This window comes from Actinophytocola sp., from assembly GCF_050699915.1.
In the GTDB taxonomy this organism is placed as follows: Bacteria; Actinomycetota; Actinomycetes; order Mycobacteriales; family Pseudonocardiaceae; genus Actinophytocola.
This window is the reverse complement of record NZ_JBOHGA010000164.1, coordinates 1-15,143: the sequence shown is the minus strand read 5'-3', so window position 1 is coordinate 15,143 and position 15,143 is coordinate 1. Positions and strand designations below refer to the sequence as shown.

At 71.1% G+C, this 15,143-nt stretch carries 13 protein-coding genes; 11 read left to right on the top strand and 2 right to left on the bottom strand.

Annotated elements, in window-relative coordinates; all coding sequences use genetic code 11:
* A partial coding sequence (locus ACRDSK_RS24255) for a beta-ketoacyl synthase N-terminal-like domain-containing protein (protein ID WP_431443544.1) occupies window positions 1-2,067 on the bottom strand: 2,067 nt, incomplete at its 3' end.
* Window positions 2,068-2,291: 224 nt separating this feature from the next.
* On the opposite strand from ACRDSK_RS24255, the gene ACRDSK_RS24250 reads away from it, so the two are divergent.
* The 6 genes from ACRDSK_RS24250 to ACRDSK_RS24225 all read left to right on the top strand — a co-directional run bounded on the left by ACRDSK_RS24250 (window position 2,292) and on the right by ACRDSK_RS24225 (window position 9,603).
* The gene (locus ACRDSK_RS24250; RefSeq protein WP_431443543.1) at window positions 2,292-3,116 is read left to right on the top strand and encodes an AfsR/SARP family transcriptional regulator; all 825 of its coding nucleotides are present in this window, start codon (window positions 2,292-2,294) and stop codon (window positions 3,114-3,116) included.
* 20 nt (window positions 3,117-3,136) lie between these two features.
* Complete coding sequence (locus tag ACRDSK_RS24245; RefSeq protein WP_431443542.1) at window positions 3,137-4,144, top strand: DUF1702 family protein; 1,008 nt, start codon at window positions 3,137-3,139, stop codon at window positions 4,142-4,144.
* 107 nt (window positions 4,145-4,251) lie between these two features.
* Complete coding sequence (locus tag ACRDSK_RS24240) at window positions 4,252-5,289, top strand: DUF1702 family protein (RefSeq protein WP_431443541.1); 1,038 nt, start codon at window positions 4,252-4,254, stop codon at window positions 5,287-5,289.
* Window positions 5,286-7,235: a CRTAC1 family protein gene (locus ACRDSK_RS24235; protein WP_431443540.1), complete on the top strand. Its 1,950-nt coding sequence runs from the start codon at window positions 5,286-5,288 to the stop codon at window positions 7,233-7,235. Before ACRDSK_RS24240 ends, ACRDSK_RS24235 begins: the two co-directional genes overlap by 4 nt.
* The gene (locus tag ACRDSK_RS24230) at window positions 7,232-8,230 is read left to right on the top strand and encodes an enediyne biosynthesis protein (RefSeq protein WP_431443539.1); all 999 of its coding nucleotides are present in this window, start codon (window positions 7,232-7,234) and stop codon (window positions 8,228-8,230) included. The genes ACRDSK_RS24235 and ACRDSK_RS24230 overlap by 4 nt, the downstream gene beginning before the upstream one ends.
* Window positions 8,227-9,603, top strand: a complete 1,377-nt coding sequence (locus tag ACRDSK_RS24225) for a cytochrome P450 (RefSeq protein WP_431443538.1) — start codon at window positions 8,227-8,229, stop codon at window positions 9,601-9,603. Before ACRDSK_RS24230 ends, ACRDSK_RS24225 begins: the two co-directional genes overlap by 4 nt.
* A gap of 77 nt (window positions 9,604-9,680) precedes the next feature.
* Here ACRDSK_RS24225 and ACRDSK_RS24220 read toward each other — a convergent pair whose 3' ends face one another.
* Window positions 9,681-10,478 (bottom strand): helix-turn-helix domain-containing protein, encoded by a 798-nt coding sequence (locus tag ACRDSK_RS24220; protein WP_431443537.1) that lies wholly within the window; start codon window positions 10,476-10,478, stop codon window positions 9,681-9,683.
* A 326-nt stretch (window positions 10,479-10,804) separates the two neighbouring features.
* Here ACRDSK_RS24220 and ACRDSK_RS24215 point away from each other — a divergent pair, with 326 nt between their 5' ends.
* The 5 genes from ACRDSK_RS24215 to ACRDSK_RS24195 all read left to right on the top strand — a co-directional run.
* The gene (locus ACRDSK_RS24215; RefSeq protein ID WP_431443546.1) at window positions 10,805-11,335 is read left to right on the top strand and encodes a DUF5987 family protein; all 531 of its coding nucleotides are present in this window, start codon (window positions 10,805-10,807) and stop codon (window positions 11,333-11,335) included.
* Complete coding sequence (locus tag ACRDSK_RS24210; RefSeq protein WP_431443536.1) at window positions 11,332-12,978, top strand: FAD-dependent oxidoreductase; 1,647 nt, start codon at window positions 11,332-11,334, stop codon at window positions 12,976-12,978. The genes ACRDSK_RS24215 and ACRDSK_RS24210 overlap by 4 nt, the downstream gene beginning before the upstream one ends.
* A gap of 169 nt (window positions 12,979-13,147) precedes the next feature.
* A complete protein-coding gene (locus tag ACRDSK_RS24205) occupies window positions 13,148-13,633 on the top strand; it encodes a DUF6423 family protein (protein ID WP_431443545.1) in 486 nt (161 codons plus the stop codon).
* Window positions 13,630-14,949 (top strand): FAD-dependent oxidoreductase, encoded by a 1,320-nt coding sequence (locus ACRDSK_RS24200; protein WP_431443535.1) that lies wholly within the window; start codon window positions 13,630-13,632, stop codon window positions 14,947-14,949. The genes ACRDSK_RS24205 and ACRDSK_RS24200 overlap by 4 nt, the downstream gene beginning before the upstream one ends.
* The coding region (locus tag ACRDSK_RS24195) for a DUF6187 family protein (RefSeq protein WP_431443534.1) at window positions 14,942-15,143 on the top strand (202 nt) is incomplete at its 3' end. The genes ACRDSK_RS24200 and ACRDSK_RS24195, both read left to right, overlap by 8 nt.

Genomic DNA, 15,143 nt, shown 5'->3' with positions numbered 1-15,143 from the left:
CGCCCGGGCCATGACCTGACCGCGCACGGCGGCCAGGCGCAGCAGGTCGGTGCCGCCGAGGGCGCCGGCCCACGACAGCGCGGTCAGCTCGCCGAGGCTGTGGCCGACCGCGATGTCCGCCTCGATGCCGAGCGTGTGCAGCACCCGCAGGCCGGCGACCGAGCCGGCGACGATGCGGGGCTGGGCCACCTCGGTCGCCACATGGTCGCCGCCGGTGGGCACGGCCTCGCTCGCGAAGATGTTCTCCGCCGCGGGGAAGCGGCGGCGGATCGCGCCGACGGCGTCGCGGCCGGAGCCCTGGCCGGGGAACAGGTAGGCGATCCGCGGCGCGGACTCCCGGTGGTCGAGGTAGACCCCGTCGGACGGCGCGATCAGCGTCGTGCGCCCGGCGGCGAGCTCGTCGGCGATCCGGGTCAGCTTGCGGGCGGCGTCGGCGGGGTTGCCGGCCACGACCGCGGCCCGGTACCGGCCGCCGGCCTGCTCGATGGCGAGCGTGCCCGCCAGGTCGGTCAGCTCGGCGAAGGAGAGCTTGGCGACCAGCTCGGCCAGCCGGCTCACCCGGGCGGCCAGCTCGTCGGCCGACTTCGCGTCGACCAGCAGCAGGTCGTGGTCCTGCCGGCCGGAGACCAGCGCCGCGGTGCGCCTGCACACCTCGGTGCGCCGCTCGCGCCCCGGCGGCTCCTCGATCGCGATGTGGGAGTTGATGCCGCCGAAGCCCATCGCGGACACGCCGGCGCGGACCGGGTTGTCCGACGGCCACGTCGCGGCCTCGCTCGGCACGAACATCGCCGCGTCGGGCTCGGTCAGCTTGGGGTGCGGGTCGAAGTGGCCGGTGCCGGGCGGGATCACCTGGTGGTGCACCGCGAGCGTGGCCTTGATCAGGCCGGCGATGCCGGCCGCGGCCTTGGTGTGGCCGAAGTTGCCCTTGATGGTGCCGAGCGCCGCGGGTGCCGCGGTCGGGTCGGCCTCGCGGCGGGCGCCGGACAGCGCCTCGATCTCGGTGGCGTCGCCGACCGCGGTGCCGGTGCCGTGACCCTCGAAGTAGGACACGGTCTCCACGCCGTAGCCGGCGCGGTCGTAGGCGCGGGTCAGCGCGAGCTGGTGGCCCGCCGCCTCCGGGCGGGTGATGCCGCCCTTGCCGTCCGAGGAGATGCCCCAGCCGGTGATCGACGCGTAGATGCGCAGGCCGCGCGCGATGGCCTCGCTCTCGCGCATCAGCACGACCATGCCGCAGCCCTCGCCGGGCCAGAACCCGTTGGAGTCCTTGTCGTAGACCTTCATCTCGCCCTTGGCGAGCGCGCCGGTCTTCGCGAAGCCGATCACCTCGAACGGGTCGATCGACAGGTCCACGCCGCCCGCGAGCGCGACGTCGAGGTCGCCGGAGACGAGCGCCTTGGCCGCGGTCACGATCGACAGCAGCGACGAGGAGCAGGCGCCGTCGACGGTGAAGCCGCCGCCGGCGAGGTCGAAGTAGTTGCAGATGCGCCCGGCGATCGTGTTGGCGAGCCCGCCCGCGAGGGTGTCCTCGTCGATGGCCGGGAACGGCGCCTTGTACTGCGGTTCCAGGTCACGCAGGAACTCGCCGGTCTCCTCTTCGGACCAGCCCTTCGCGGCGAGCGCGGCGGCCACCGTGCGCCGCACGTAGGGCCAGCGCAGCCGCATGATGTTGGCGCGGGAGAACTCGCCGGTCAGGCTGTTGCCGAGGACCACGCCGGTTCCCTTGCGCGGCAGGCCTTCCGCGGCCGGGAAGCCGGCGTCGGCGAGCGCGGTCGCCGCCACGTCCAGCGCGAGCCAGTGCGTCAGGTCGGTCGACCGGTAGGTGCTGCCGGCGATCTTGTACTTCACCCGGTCGAACTCGAAGTCCCGCAGCACCGCGGCCTTCGAGGAGTAGAACCGGTCCGGCGCATGCGGATCCGCCGACCAGTAGTCGGCCTGGTTCATCCGCTCGTCCGGTAACCGCCGGAAAGCCCGGCGACCGGCCAGCACGTTCTCCCAGAGTTCTTCTGGGGACGTAGCATCCGGATAGCGCAGCCCAATCCCAACAATGGCGATCCGCTCGTTGCTCACGTTCACCGCCTCACCGGCCAGACAAGAATCAAGACGAACGCCACACGGGTAGTGACAAGGCCCGCCCAGCTAACGGAACCCAGCCTGCAACAAGGGACTTGACCGCGCCTACTCCCTGTGTGCGGTGCCCCGGGGCGCCGGTCAGCGGCAGCATTCTCCGAGATTCGCCCAGCCGGAGACGGCCTTACGCTGCGATAAGGCGGACGGCTGAAATGAGCTGACTAATGCGAGCTGAAATCAAAGTTCTGGGTGCACTCGAGGTCGCCTTCGACGGCGTCTCGGTCGTGCCCACGGCGAGCAAGCCGCGCCAGCTACTGGCGATGCTCGCGCTCAACGTGGGGCGGGTCGTGACCACCTCCTCGCTCATGGAGGAGCTGTGGGGTACCAACGCGCCGCGCAGCGCGCCCAGCACGCTGCAGACCTATGTGTTGCACGTCCGCAAGCTGATCCGCGCCGCCCTGCCCGACGATCCGGACGCGGTGCGCGAGGTCCTCGTCACCAAGCACACCGGCTACCTGCTGCAGGTCGAGCCGGAGGTCGTGGACGCGGTCCGCTACGACCGGCTGGCGACGGCGGGTCGCGCGGCCGGTTCGGCTGGTGACTACGTGCGGGCCGAGCGACTGCTGTCCGCGGCGCTCGGCTTGTGGCGCGGGCCGGTGCTGGTGGACGTGGTCGCCGGGCCGCAGCTGGAGATCGAGTCGATGCGGCTGGCGGAGAGCCGGCTGACCGACCTGACGCTGCGCATCGACTCGGACCTCTACCTGGGCCGCCACCACCAGCTGCTCGGCGACCTGGCGGCGCTGTGCGCGCGGCATCCGTACATGGAGAACTTCCGCGCGCAGTACATGCTCGCGCTCTACCGTTCCGGCCGGCCCGGGCAGGCGCTGGAGGTCTACCACGAGATGTGGGCGACGATCCGCGACCAGCTCGGCGTCGACCCGTCGCCGCGGCTGCGCCAGCTGCACCAGGCGATGCTCGCCGGCGACCAGATCGTCGACGACCCCCGCTACATGATCAACCACTGGGCACCGGACACGATCGCTGGCTGACGAATTCCCTGGAGGCCGAAATGCCGCCGATTCTCGGAACCCTGCGCCGACTGGTGCTCACGCCGAAACTGCGTGCGGTGACATTCGCCCACCGCGGATTCCCGGGCGCCGGGTCACCGGCCGCCGAGCATTTGGAGCTGATTCCGCAGTCGGTGATCTGCGGCTTCGAATGGGGCATCGAGCAACGCTCGCTGTGGGACGTCGAACGCCGGTTGGAGACCGTCGCGCCCGAGCAGCGCGGGTTCGCCTACGAGGGCGCCGCGATGGCCTACACGGTGCGCGACGCGATGGCCGGCGGCCGCGGCCTGAAGCCGTCCTCGAAGGCGCGGGAGCTGCTGCTCGGCCCCGGCCGGCCGCACATCTTCCTCACCTACATCGGCATCGGCTTCGCGATGGCGCGGCTGCCCCGGGTGCTGTGGAAGACCGTCCTGCCCGACCTGGACGGCTCGCCCTACCACCCGACGATGAGCTGGCTCGCGGTCGACGGCTACGGGTTCGACCGCGCCTACTTCGACACCCGCAAGATCGTCGACGAGCAGCGGGAGATCGAGCCCTACCCGTGGGCGGGCGCGCCCGAGTACTTCCCGCGCGCCGTCGACCAGGGGATCGGCCGGGCGCTGTGGTTCATCAACGGCGCGCTGCCCGACCTCGTCGCCAAGGCCGTCAACGCGTTCCCGGCGCACCGGCGGGCCGACCTGTGGAGTGGTGTCGGGCTCGCCGCGACGTTCGCCGGCGGGGCCTCGGCGGTGGGCCTCGTCGAGGTGCGCGCGGCGGCCGGTGAGCACGCCGCGGAGGTCGCACTCGGCGCGGTGTTCGCGATCAAGGCACGCTCCTACGCCGGCTACGTCCCCGAGCACACCGAGCTCGGCGCCGAGCTGCTCGCCGGCCTCCCGCTCGGCGCGGCCGTGGCGCTCGCGAACAGCACCGCGGTCGACGCGAACGCCGCCGGACCCGGCGGCAGTCCGGCCTACGAACTGTGGCGCGAACGCATTCGGGATCATTTCCGACCTGTCGCGAAAGCGGCATGATTTCGTGGATCGACGCTCTCGCACACCTGGAGTAGCCGTCCGTCCTGACGCGCTGGGAAAGTAAACCTGAAATCGCTCCGAAATCCACCCGATAGGGGGAGAGCCCGTTGGGTAATCGCCTGCGCGCGCTCAGACGCAAGATACTCACGCCGAACGTCTCGGCAACCTCACTGGACAAGCGGGGATTCCACAAGAAGGACCAGGCGTCGCAGGAGCTGCTCGAGAAGATCGGCGTGATCTTCCTGGGCGGCTACGCGGACGCGGTCGAGGCGAGCTCCGTGGCCGACGCGCGCGAGCGGCTGGCGCAGGTCGAGCACCGCTTCCGCGGCTTCGCCTACGAGGGCGCCGGGATGGGCTACGGCATGCTGGACGGGCTGCCGTTCGGCCACCGCCACCACAACGACGACTTCCTCGCCGGGCCGGCGGCCGAGCAGATCTACATCGTCTACTGTGGAATCGGTTGGGCGATGGCGCGGCTGCCTCGGTTCCGCTGGCCCGCGGCCGCCGACCTCGACCCGTTGCTGCGCTGGCTGGTGCTCGACGGCTACGGGTTCCACCAGGCTTACTTCCACACCCGCCGCTACGTGCACGAGCACTACCAGGAGCCGCGGTTCCCCTGGCCCGACAAGGACTCCGACGCGGCCGTCGAATATGCCAACCGCGCGCTGGACCAGGGCATCGGCCGGGCGCTGTGGTTCGTCGGCGGCACCGACGTCGACCAGGTCCACGGGCTGCTGTCGCGTTTCCCGGCCCAGCGGCACGGGGACCTGTGGGCCGGCGTCGGGCTGGCCTCGACCTACGCGTGCGGCGCGGACCGCGACGACCTGACGCGCCTCAAGGAGCTCGCGGGCGAGCACCGCCCGCAGCTCGCGCAGGGCTCGGCTTTCGCCGCCGAGGCGCGGGTGCGTGCCGGCCTGCTGATCCCGCAGACCGCGGTCGCCACCGAGGTCCTGTGCGGGACCGACCCGGAGACCGCCGCGCGGATCAGCGTGGACGCCCGGCCCGAGTCCGCGTCGAACGGCGCCGAGAACGGTCCAGGGAACGGTCCAGGGAACGGCGTCGAGAACGGAGAGCTGCCGGCCTACGAGCTGTGGCGGCAGCGGATCGCGAACGAGTTCGTGTCCCTTGGAGGTGTGAGCACATGACCACGAAGCTAGGTTGGCTGCGCCGGCAGCTGCCCGGGGTCATCGCCGTGGTGGTGGCCGTGGTCGGCTACATCGTGGTCAGCCTGCCGAGCGTGTCGGCGGCCGAGCAGGAGCGGATGGCGAGCCACTTCGGGTTCACCGCGAAGTCCATCGCGCTGCCGGCCGCGGACAAGCAACAGCAGATCCGGCCGGTCAACGCCGAGTACGAGAAGATCCAGGCCTGGATCTCCTCGGTCGGCGCGGCGATCGCGATGAACGACCTGGACGGCGACGGCCTGGCCAACGACCTGTGCCTCGTCGACACCCATACCGACCAGGTCGTGGTGACCCCGACGCCGGGCGCGCGCGACGACCGCTACGCGCCGTTCGCGCTCGAGCCGGGCTCGCTGCCGGTCAACGACGCGATCGCGCCGATGGGCTGCACACCGGCCGACCTCAACGAGGACGGCCGGATGGACCTGCTGGTCTACCTGTGGGGCCGCACGCCGGTCATCTACCTCGCGAAGGCCGACACGTCCAGCACGGCGTCCACACTGGACAACAACGCGTACACGCCGGTCGAGCTGGTGCCCGACCCGGCGACGCGCGGCGGCGAGTACGCCGGCGCCCAGTGGAACACCAACGCCGTGGCGATCGACGACTTCGACGGCGACGGCCACGTGGACGTGTTCATCGCGAACTACTTCCCGGACAGCCCGGTGCTCGACCCGACGGTCGACGGCGGTGTGGAGATGAACGACTCCCTCTCCCACGCCAAGAACAGCGGCAAGAAGATGATCTTCTGCTTCAAGGACGCGGACGCCGACTCCGTGGAGTTCACCCAGGCGCCGGACTCGGTGTTCCCCGACGGGGCGCAGTGGGGCTGGACGCTCGCCGCGGCCTCGAACGACCTCGACGGCGACCTGCGGCCCGAGCTCTACATCGCCAACGACCACGGCGTGGACCACCTGCTGTACAACAAGTCGCGGCCGGGTCACCTCGAGTTCGGCGGCGTCAAGGCCGTGCGCACCCCGGGCGTGCCGAAGTCCAAGCAGCTCGGTAACGACTCGTTCAAGGGCATGGGCGTCGACTTCGCCGACCTGAACCACGACGGCGTGTACGACATGTTCGTCTCCAACATCACCACGCCGTGGGGCATCCAGGAGAGCAACCTGCACTTCCTGTCCACGGTGGACAACGCGAAGGCGGTGCACGACAAGATCGCCGCCGGCGAGGCGCCGTGGTACGACCACAGCTCCGAGCTGGGCACCGCGTGGTCGGGCTGGGCGTGGGACGTGAAGCTCGCCGACTTCGACAACAACGGTGACGCGGAGATCGCCCAGACGACCGGGTTCGTGCAGGGCGAGGTCAACCGGTGGCCGAACCTGCAGGAGCTGGCGACCTCGCACGACGCGCTGATCGAGCACGCCGTGTTCTGGCCGAACGTGGAGAAGGGCGACGACATCGCCGGCGACCAGACGCTGCACCTGTTCGCCCGCAGCGAGGACGGCCGCTACGCCGACATCGCGGCGCAGCTCGACCTCGCGGTCCCGGTGCCGACCCGCGGCATCGCGACCGGTGACGCCGACGGCGACGGCCGGCTCGACTTCGCCGTGGCCCGCCAGTTCGCCGAGCCGGTGTTCTACGAGAACACGAGCCCGAAGGCGGGCGAGTACCTCGGCCTGCGGCTGACCCACGAGGGTAGCGAGGGCTCGCCGGCCGTGGGCGCGCAGGTGAAGGTGACCACGCGCGACGGCCGTACCTTCATCCAGCGCGTCGACGGCGGCAGCGGGCACGCCGGCAAGCGAAGCAACGAGGTCCACATCGGACTGGGTGACGCGGGCGGCGAGCCCGTCTCGGTGACGGTGTGCTGGCGCGACCGCACCGGCGAGGTCCACGAGCAGCAACTGCAGTTGTCCACCGGCTGGCACGACCTCCAGCTCGGCGACCGGGCGCAGGAGAGGTGACGAACGTGGCTGACAAGCAGACAGGAGCGCCGAAGGCGGCGCGGCACGATCCGAAGGTCATCATCGCGTTACGCAGGTTCGCCATCTCGATCTCGGTGTTCAACATCCTCGGGTACGTGTTCCTGGGCTTCGAGCAGTCGTGGGTCTGGCCGTTCGTCGCGCTGCTGACCGCGTACACGACCGAGATCGCGCTCGAGATCGTCGGCGCGCGCGTCGAGAGCCGGGCGCCGCGGTTCGCCGGCGGCGGGGTCAAGGGGATGGTCGAGTTCCTGTTCCCCGCGCACATCACCGCGCTCGCGGTGAACATGCTGACCTACGTCAACGACCGGCTCTGGGTGATGGTGTTCGCCGTGTTCGTTGCGGTGAGCGCGAAGTGGGTGCTGCGCGCCCCGGTGCGCGGCAAGCTGCGGCACTACATGAACCCGTCGAACTTCGGGATCGCGATGGTGCTGGTGCTCTTCCCCTCGTGGGCGAGCATCGCGCCGCCGTACCACTTCACGGAGAAGGTCGACCACTGGGTCGGCTGGCTGATCTTCGCGGTCATCGTGGGGTCGGGCACCATGCTGAACGCCAAGCTGACCAACCGCATGTGGCTGATCTTCGGCTGGCTGTCGTTCTTCGTGCTGCAGGCCATCTTCCGCGGCGTGCTGTTCGACACCTCGATCCCGGGCGCGCTCGCCATGGGCACCGGGGTGGCGTTCATCCTCTACACCAACTACATGGTGACCGACCCGGGCACGACACCGTCGAAGCCGGCCGCGCAGTTCGCCTTCGGCGCGGGGATCGCCGTGGCGTACGGGTTCTTCATGGTCGCCCACATCGCCTACGGCCTGTTCTTCGCCACGGCGGCGGTGTGCCTGATCCGCGGGATGTTCCTGTGGTCGCTGCACTTCGTGAACAAGGCGAAGGAGTCCCAGCAGCCCGCCCAGCAGCCGACCGTCACCTCGCTGCCCGGCACCGAGGCCCCGGCTCCGTCGGAGGCGAAGGCGGCATGACGGCACTCGACGAGACACGGGCGGCACCCGGCGAGCTCCGGGTGCCGCCCGGCCCGCCGCGCAGCGCGACGTTCCGGCTGCTGCGTCAGCTGGCCGGCGACCGGCTGACGCTGATGTCGACCGCGGCCGCCACCTACGGTGACGCGGTCAAGGTCGGCATCGGGCCGAAGACCCTGTACTTCTTCAACCATCCCGACACCGCCAAGCACGTGCTGGCCGACAACGCGGCCAACTACGAGAAGGGCATCGGGTACCAGGAGGCCAAGCGCGCGCTCGGCGACGGGTTGCTCACCAGCGCGGGCGAGCTGTGGCGCAAGCAGCGGCGGACCATTCAGCCGGTGTTCCAGAACAAGCGGATCACCGGCCAGGCCGGCGTGGTGGCCGCGGAGGCCGAGCGGCTGATCGGCCGGCTGCGCGGGCACGTCGGCGGCGCGCCGGTCGACGTCCTGGGCGAGCTGACCGGGTTCACGCTCGGCGTGCTCGGCACCACGCTGCTCGACGCGGACCTCGGCGAGTTCGACTCGATCGGGCACAGCTTCGAGGCCGTGCAGGACCAGGCGATGTTCGAGATGGAGTCGATGGGCCTGGTGCCGCAGTGGCTGCCGCTGCCCAAGCAGCGGCGGTTCCGCCGCGCCCGCCGCGACCTCGACCGGATCGTGGCGAAGCTGGTCTTCGACCGGCTGGCCGAACCGCGACCGGACGGCGACGACGTGCTGACCCGGCTGATCCAGTCGACGAGCGCGGAGGCGGACCCGAAGGTGGCCCGGCGGCGGATGCGCGACGAGCTGATCACGTTGCTGCTCGCCGGCCACGAGACCACGGCCAGCACGATCGGCTGGACGCTGCACCTGATCGACGAGCACCCGGAGGTCGGCGAGCGGCTGCGCGCCGAGGCGTTCGAGGTGCTGGGCGACCGGGCGCCGACCCACGAGGACATGGTCAAGCTGCCGTACACGGCGATGGTGCTGCACGAGGCGATGCGCCTGTTCCCACCGGTGTGGATCCTCACCCGGCGGGCGCTGGACGAGGACGTGGTCGGCGGGTACCGGGTGCCCGCGGGCGCGGACGTGATGGTGTGCCCGTACACGCTGCACCGGCACCCGTCCTTCTGGGACCGGCCGGACGCCTTCGACCCCGACCGGTTCGACCCGGCCAAGCCGGCGGACCGGCCGCGCTACGCCTACCTCCCGTTCGGGGCCGGGCCGAGGTTCTGCGTCGGGAGCCATCTCGGGCTGATGGAGGCGACGTTCGTGCTCGCCATGATCTCCCGCGAGCTGCGGCTGACGAAGGTTCCCGGCTACGAGGTGGTCGCCGAGCCGATGCTGTCGCTGCGGGTGCGCGGCAGCCTGCCGATGACCGTGCGAGCGACCTGATCACCCGCTCCACCAAGGAAAAGAGGGAAGCTCCGCCCGGCGGGACCCGGGCGGAGCTTCTCGTCTCTCGGGAGTGGTCAGGCTCCCGGCAGGGCGGCCTGGTCAGCCCTACCGGAAGCCCATGCCTGTGCGGTCCACATCGGTTGGTCCAGCTGCGCGAGCAGGGCCGGCGGGTCGAAGATCCGCCGCGGCCGCAGCCACAGGTCGACGTTGTGCGACCGGCCGGCGTCCAGGTGCCGCGGCCGGACCTCGAGCGGGCCGTGGGTGGCCACGTACGTGCGGTCCGGGCCCGGCTCCAGGTGTCCGTCCTCGGCGGAGTACGCCATCAGGTACCAGGTCCCGTCCGGCACGTCCGCCAGCACGAACGGGCCGGCGCCCGTCCGCGTCGCGTGCCGCACCGGCGTGCCCTGCGCGATGCGGTCCGGGAAGATGCCGATCGCGACGTGGCCGGGCTCGCAGGACGCCGGCCGCCACACCTGGCCGTGCACCGAGCACGGCCCGGGCACCGGCGGAGCGTCCGGCACCACCGCGAGCGGCACCACGTAGCCGCGCTGCTGGCGGTACTCGGTCGGCGAGACGCCGACGCTGCCGCGGAAGCGCGAGCTGAACGTGCCGATGCTGTTGTAGCCCACCAGGTGGCTGATGTCGGCGACGGTCATCGACGTGGTCAGCAGGAGCCGCTTGGCCTCCTGCAGGCGCAGTGCCGAGAGGAACCGGCCGGGGGAGATCCCGGTGACCCGCTGGAAGATGCGGGAGAAGTGGAACTTGCTGAACATCGCCGTACGGGCCATGTCGTCGATGGTGATCTGCTCACCAAGGTTCTCGTGCATGGCGCGAATGACGCGCTCGACGGACTTTTCGATGATTTCATCCATGACGTGGCACCGCTCGGGAGAAGGGCTCGAAATTGTTCGGCTTATTCGAAGGTAGGATTGCCAAAAAATGCTGGCAACCGTTCTGCAGAGTGGGTCGATGTCGCCACCAGAACCGGACGGGCGGCGATCAAGTGTCGCACCAGTCGCGACTCAACCCGCAGGTCAGTGCGTATACAGACCCGTCGGCCGCCGCGTGCGGAACTGGGCACGGGAGAAGATGCCGCGACCGGCGCAGTCACACAGAATTCAACCGACCGAGTGGTCGCCCGGGTGTCATGAAAATGCGGGAGGAAAACGTGGGATCAGCAGACGACGAGATCCGCACGATGACACTCGAGGCGTTCGCCGACACGATTGTGCCGGGCGTCAGGCGTTCGCCGGACGACCGCGCCATCGCGGGCGTCTGCGACGATCCCGGCGCGGTGGAGGCGGGTGCCCTCGAGCTGCTCGAACACCCCGCCACCGGCGTGACGGCCGGGCTCGGCCCGCTCTCGCAGGCGCTCAACGTGCACGCCGCCGCCTACGCCGCCCGGCGCGAGCAGACGCTCGACCCGGACCTCCCGCCGTTCGTCGCACTGTCCTATGAGGACCGTGCGGCACTGGTACTGGAGCTGACCGCGCCCGGTCACCCGGAGAAGGACGGCTGGGTCCTGCTCGCCCTGTTCAGCAACATGGCCTACGACAGCGCGGCGCACCGCAGCACCGCCGAAGCCCTCGCCGACGGACATCCGGGCCTGCTCGCGATGGGCTTCGCGAAGCCGGACGCCGACGGCCTGTGGCGCTTCCCCGACTACAGCTACGGCGAGGAGCTCGCCAAGCGTCATCCGAACACGACGGCCTCCGGGAGCCCGGAATGAGCGAGACGAACACCGTGGAGAGCACCGACGTCCTCGTCGTCGGCAGCGGCTTCGGCGGGTCCATCGCGGCCTACCACCTCGCCGCCGGCGGGGCGAAGGTCGTCGTGCTGGAGCGCGGACCCTGGTTGTCCGGCAAGGACTTCGACCACGACTACCTCCTCGGCAAGTCCTACACGCGGGTCTTCGACTTCGTCGCCGGCGACGGGATGAGCGTGCTCGGCGGAAACTGTGTGGGCGGCGGCAGCGTCGTCTACTTCGCCGCCCTGCCGCGGGCGCCGCGGTTCGTGTTCGAGCGGCACGGCTCGATCGGCCGGCGCATGTGGCCGTCGTCGATCAGCCGGGAGACCCTCGACCCGTGGTACGACCGGGTCTCCGAGGTGATGCCCGTCCGTCAGCAGGACTGGCCCGACGTCACCTACGCGGGCGGGCTGTGGGCCGCCGCCTGTCACCACTCCGACCACTCGGCGAACCCCGTGCCGGTCGGCATCGACGCCACCAAGTGCACGAACTGCAACTGGATGATGGCCGGCTGCCGGTTCGACGCGAAGCAGTCGCTGCTGCTCAACTACCTGCCCGCGGCGCTCGCACACGGCACGCAGATCCGCCCGCTGCACGAGGTGCAGAAGATCGCGCGCACCGATGACGGCGGCTACCGTGTGCACTTCAACACCATCGACGACGAGGACTACCGGATCACCACCGGCGGCGGCGTCATCGACGCCAAGATCGTCGTGCTGGCCGCCGGCGCCGGCGCCACCCCGGTCATCCTGCAGCGCTCCGAGGCGGAGCTCGGCCGGATGCCGCTCGCCGTTGGCCGCTACTTCTCCGGCAACGGCGAGCGCCTCAACACCGCGATCGTCGACGAACAGCGCGCCGGCGAGGTGCTCGGCCTGCGCCGCCCGAACGGGGCGGTGTACGAGGCCAACCAGATCGGCAAGGGCCCGGTCGTCGCCTGTTGGGACTACCTGGACGAGAACCTGCCCGAGTACTCCCGCTTCTCCCTCGAGCAGCTGTACTTCCCGCCCGGCCTCGGCACCATCCTCGCCCAGGCACCCGGCGCGACCGGACCGACCTGGTTCGGCAAGGAGAAGAAGAAGATCCTCCAGCAGTGGAAGTCGTGGCTGACGATCTTCCTGATGACCGAGGACGACAACGAGGGCGTGTTCGGCCCGCCGCCGCCCACTGGCAACGCCTACCGGATCTCCCAGCAGATGCTCGGCCGCGGTCCGCTGGCCTACGACCCGACCCCGAACACGCTGCGCGGCTGGGCCGAGGCCGACGCGGCGGTGAAGGCCATCCTCGAGAAGGACGGTCTCGCTACGGTCGCGCCGTGGACCAACGACGTGGTCGGGGCGTACACCGTGCACCCGCTCTCGTCCTGCCGGATCGGCGACGACCCCGAGACCTCGGCCCTGGACGACCGCCACGAGCTGCGCGGGCACCCCGGCATCTTCGTCACCGACGGCTCGGCGGTGCCCAACGCGCTCACCGTGAACCCGGCGCTGACGATCGCCGCGCTCGCCGAGCGCGCGGTCCCCGGCATCGTCCGGGCGGCCCGCGACCGCGGCGTCGACGTGACCTACGGCGCGCCGCTGCCCACCGCGGCCGCCACCCGTCCGGCCACGTCAGAGCCAGCGGCCTGACCCGCAGAGTCCACTATGGACGCAAATGGAGTATTGAGGCGGACAACGCGGTATGCGACCCTCGCTTGGCTGGGAGTCGTATCCGCTGGTCACTGGGAGGTAGTGCATGTCGTCACTGGAGGTTCCAGGGTTGGACGTCTCGGGCCGGGTGCGTGCCCGCGACATCCAGATGGCCGGGGTCGCCGACGTCCGGCGGCGGGTGCTGATGATCTCCGGCGCCATCGACGCCGTCGACTACGACGTGACGGTCTCCATCAACCTGCCCGAGCCGGGGCGCTGGCAGATCATCAAGTCGGAGACCAACCTCACCGACCAGACGTGGGTGGCCATGCAGGTCACCACCGACGAGGACACCCACTTCGTCGAGGGTGGCGACGCGATGGTGATGTCCCGCCAGTTCGCCAAGACCTTCCTCACGCCGGACATGCGCCGGCTGACGTTCTTCGACGGCGAGGTCCGGCCGGGCGAGGCGGTGCTGAAGGTCTTCGAGATCGAGACCGAGGCACGCCGGCCGGCCTACGCGCACGCCCGGTACAGCCCGGTCTCCTCGGACAGCGCGGAGCGGTCCGAGGAACTGCTGCAGACGATGGTCACCGACGGCATGCCACAGCGCCCGACCATCGAGATGATCGTGCCGGTGACGGTCATCGGGTGACCAGGTTCCTGCCCCACCCCGACCTGCTCGACTCGCCGCGGCACCGGGACTGGCCGGCCTACCCCGGCCGGCCGCTCCCGGACCGGGCGGGCGGGCCGCCCGAGTCGGCCGACGTGGTGATCGTCGGCGCCGGTCCGGCGGGGCTCGCCGTGGCGGCCGCGCTGTGGCACCTGGGCGTGCCCGACGTCGTGCTCGTCGACCGCGTCGGACGACCGGCGGGCCGGTTCCACGACCGGGTCGACCTGCTCGACCAGCGCGTACTGCGCTCGCCCTACGAGCACCACCCCGGGGTGGAGGGCTACCGCGACTGCGAGCTGCGCGACTTCGCCCGGCTGCACTGGGCGCAGCTGACCCGGGTGGAGCGCCGCGAGGTCCGCATGTCGCAGGCCGGGCACCGCTCCGTGGTGCCGGTCGACGTGTTCGAGGCGTACTGCCGGCACACCGCGGACATCCACGGGGTGACCGAGCGGCTGTGGCCGGGCTCGGTGTCCGCGCTCTCGGTCGACACCGACAGGGTCTCCGTGGCCGGCAGCGGCCCGGACGGCGAGACCTTCGACGTCGCCGCCCGGTACGTGGTGCTGTGCCAGGGCGAGGAGCGGCGTGCCGCGCCCGACTCGTGGTGGACCGGCGACCGGCCGGCCGGCGTGAGCTACTGGGACGAGCCGGCGCCCGCGGACGGGGAGCGCGCGGTGGTCGTCGGCGCCGGGCTGACCGCCGCGCACCTGGTGCGCAATGCGCTCGACCGCGCGCAGCGGGTGGACTGGGTGCTGCGCGGGGAGTCCGAGCGCTACCAGTGCTCGGACGTCAACGCCTCCTTCTTCCGTGCCGAGGGCCGGGCCCGCTTCGACGGTCAGCGCGGACCGGCGCCCTGGGCCGACCGGCTCGCGTTGATGGCCGGCCAGCGGCGGGCGTCGGTGATGTTCGAGTTCCGCCCGGGGTTCGCCGAGGCCGAGGCGGACGGGCGGCTCGTCGTGCACCGCGGCGTCCCGGTGGCCGCGGTCGGTGACCGGAGCGTCGAGCTCGCCGGCGGCCGGCGGGTGCGCGGCGACCACGTGATCCTCGCGCTGGGCACGGTGCCCTCGATCGGCACCGGGCTGCTGCCCGACTCCGTCGTCGGGGCGCGCGACGGTTGGCCGGATCTCGACGAGCGCACGCTCGCTTACCGGCGCGCACCGCGCGTGTTCGCCGCCGGCGCGGCGACCTGCATGGTGCTCGGGCCGGCCGGGCGCAACATCGACGGCCACCGGGTGGCGACCGCGCGCATCGCGGCGAGCGTCGCGGCCGGCGTGCGGGACCGGGCGGTGGCACATGTCTGAGGAGCCTGGGGAGTACGACACCGTTTTCGCACTCCCTTCCGTCGACGAGGATCCCGACACCGAGCTCGGCGTGCTGTTGATGGGCCTGCGCCCGGAGCGGCTGCTCGCGGGCCTCGGCGTCGCCGCGTCCGGTGAGGCCGCCGACCCGGCCGCCGCGACCCTGGTCGTGGACCAGCTGCGCCACGGCGTCCGGC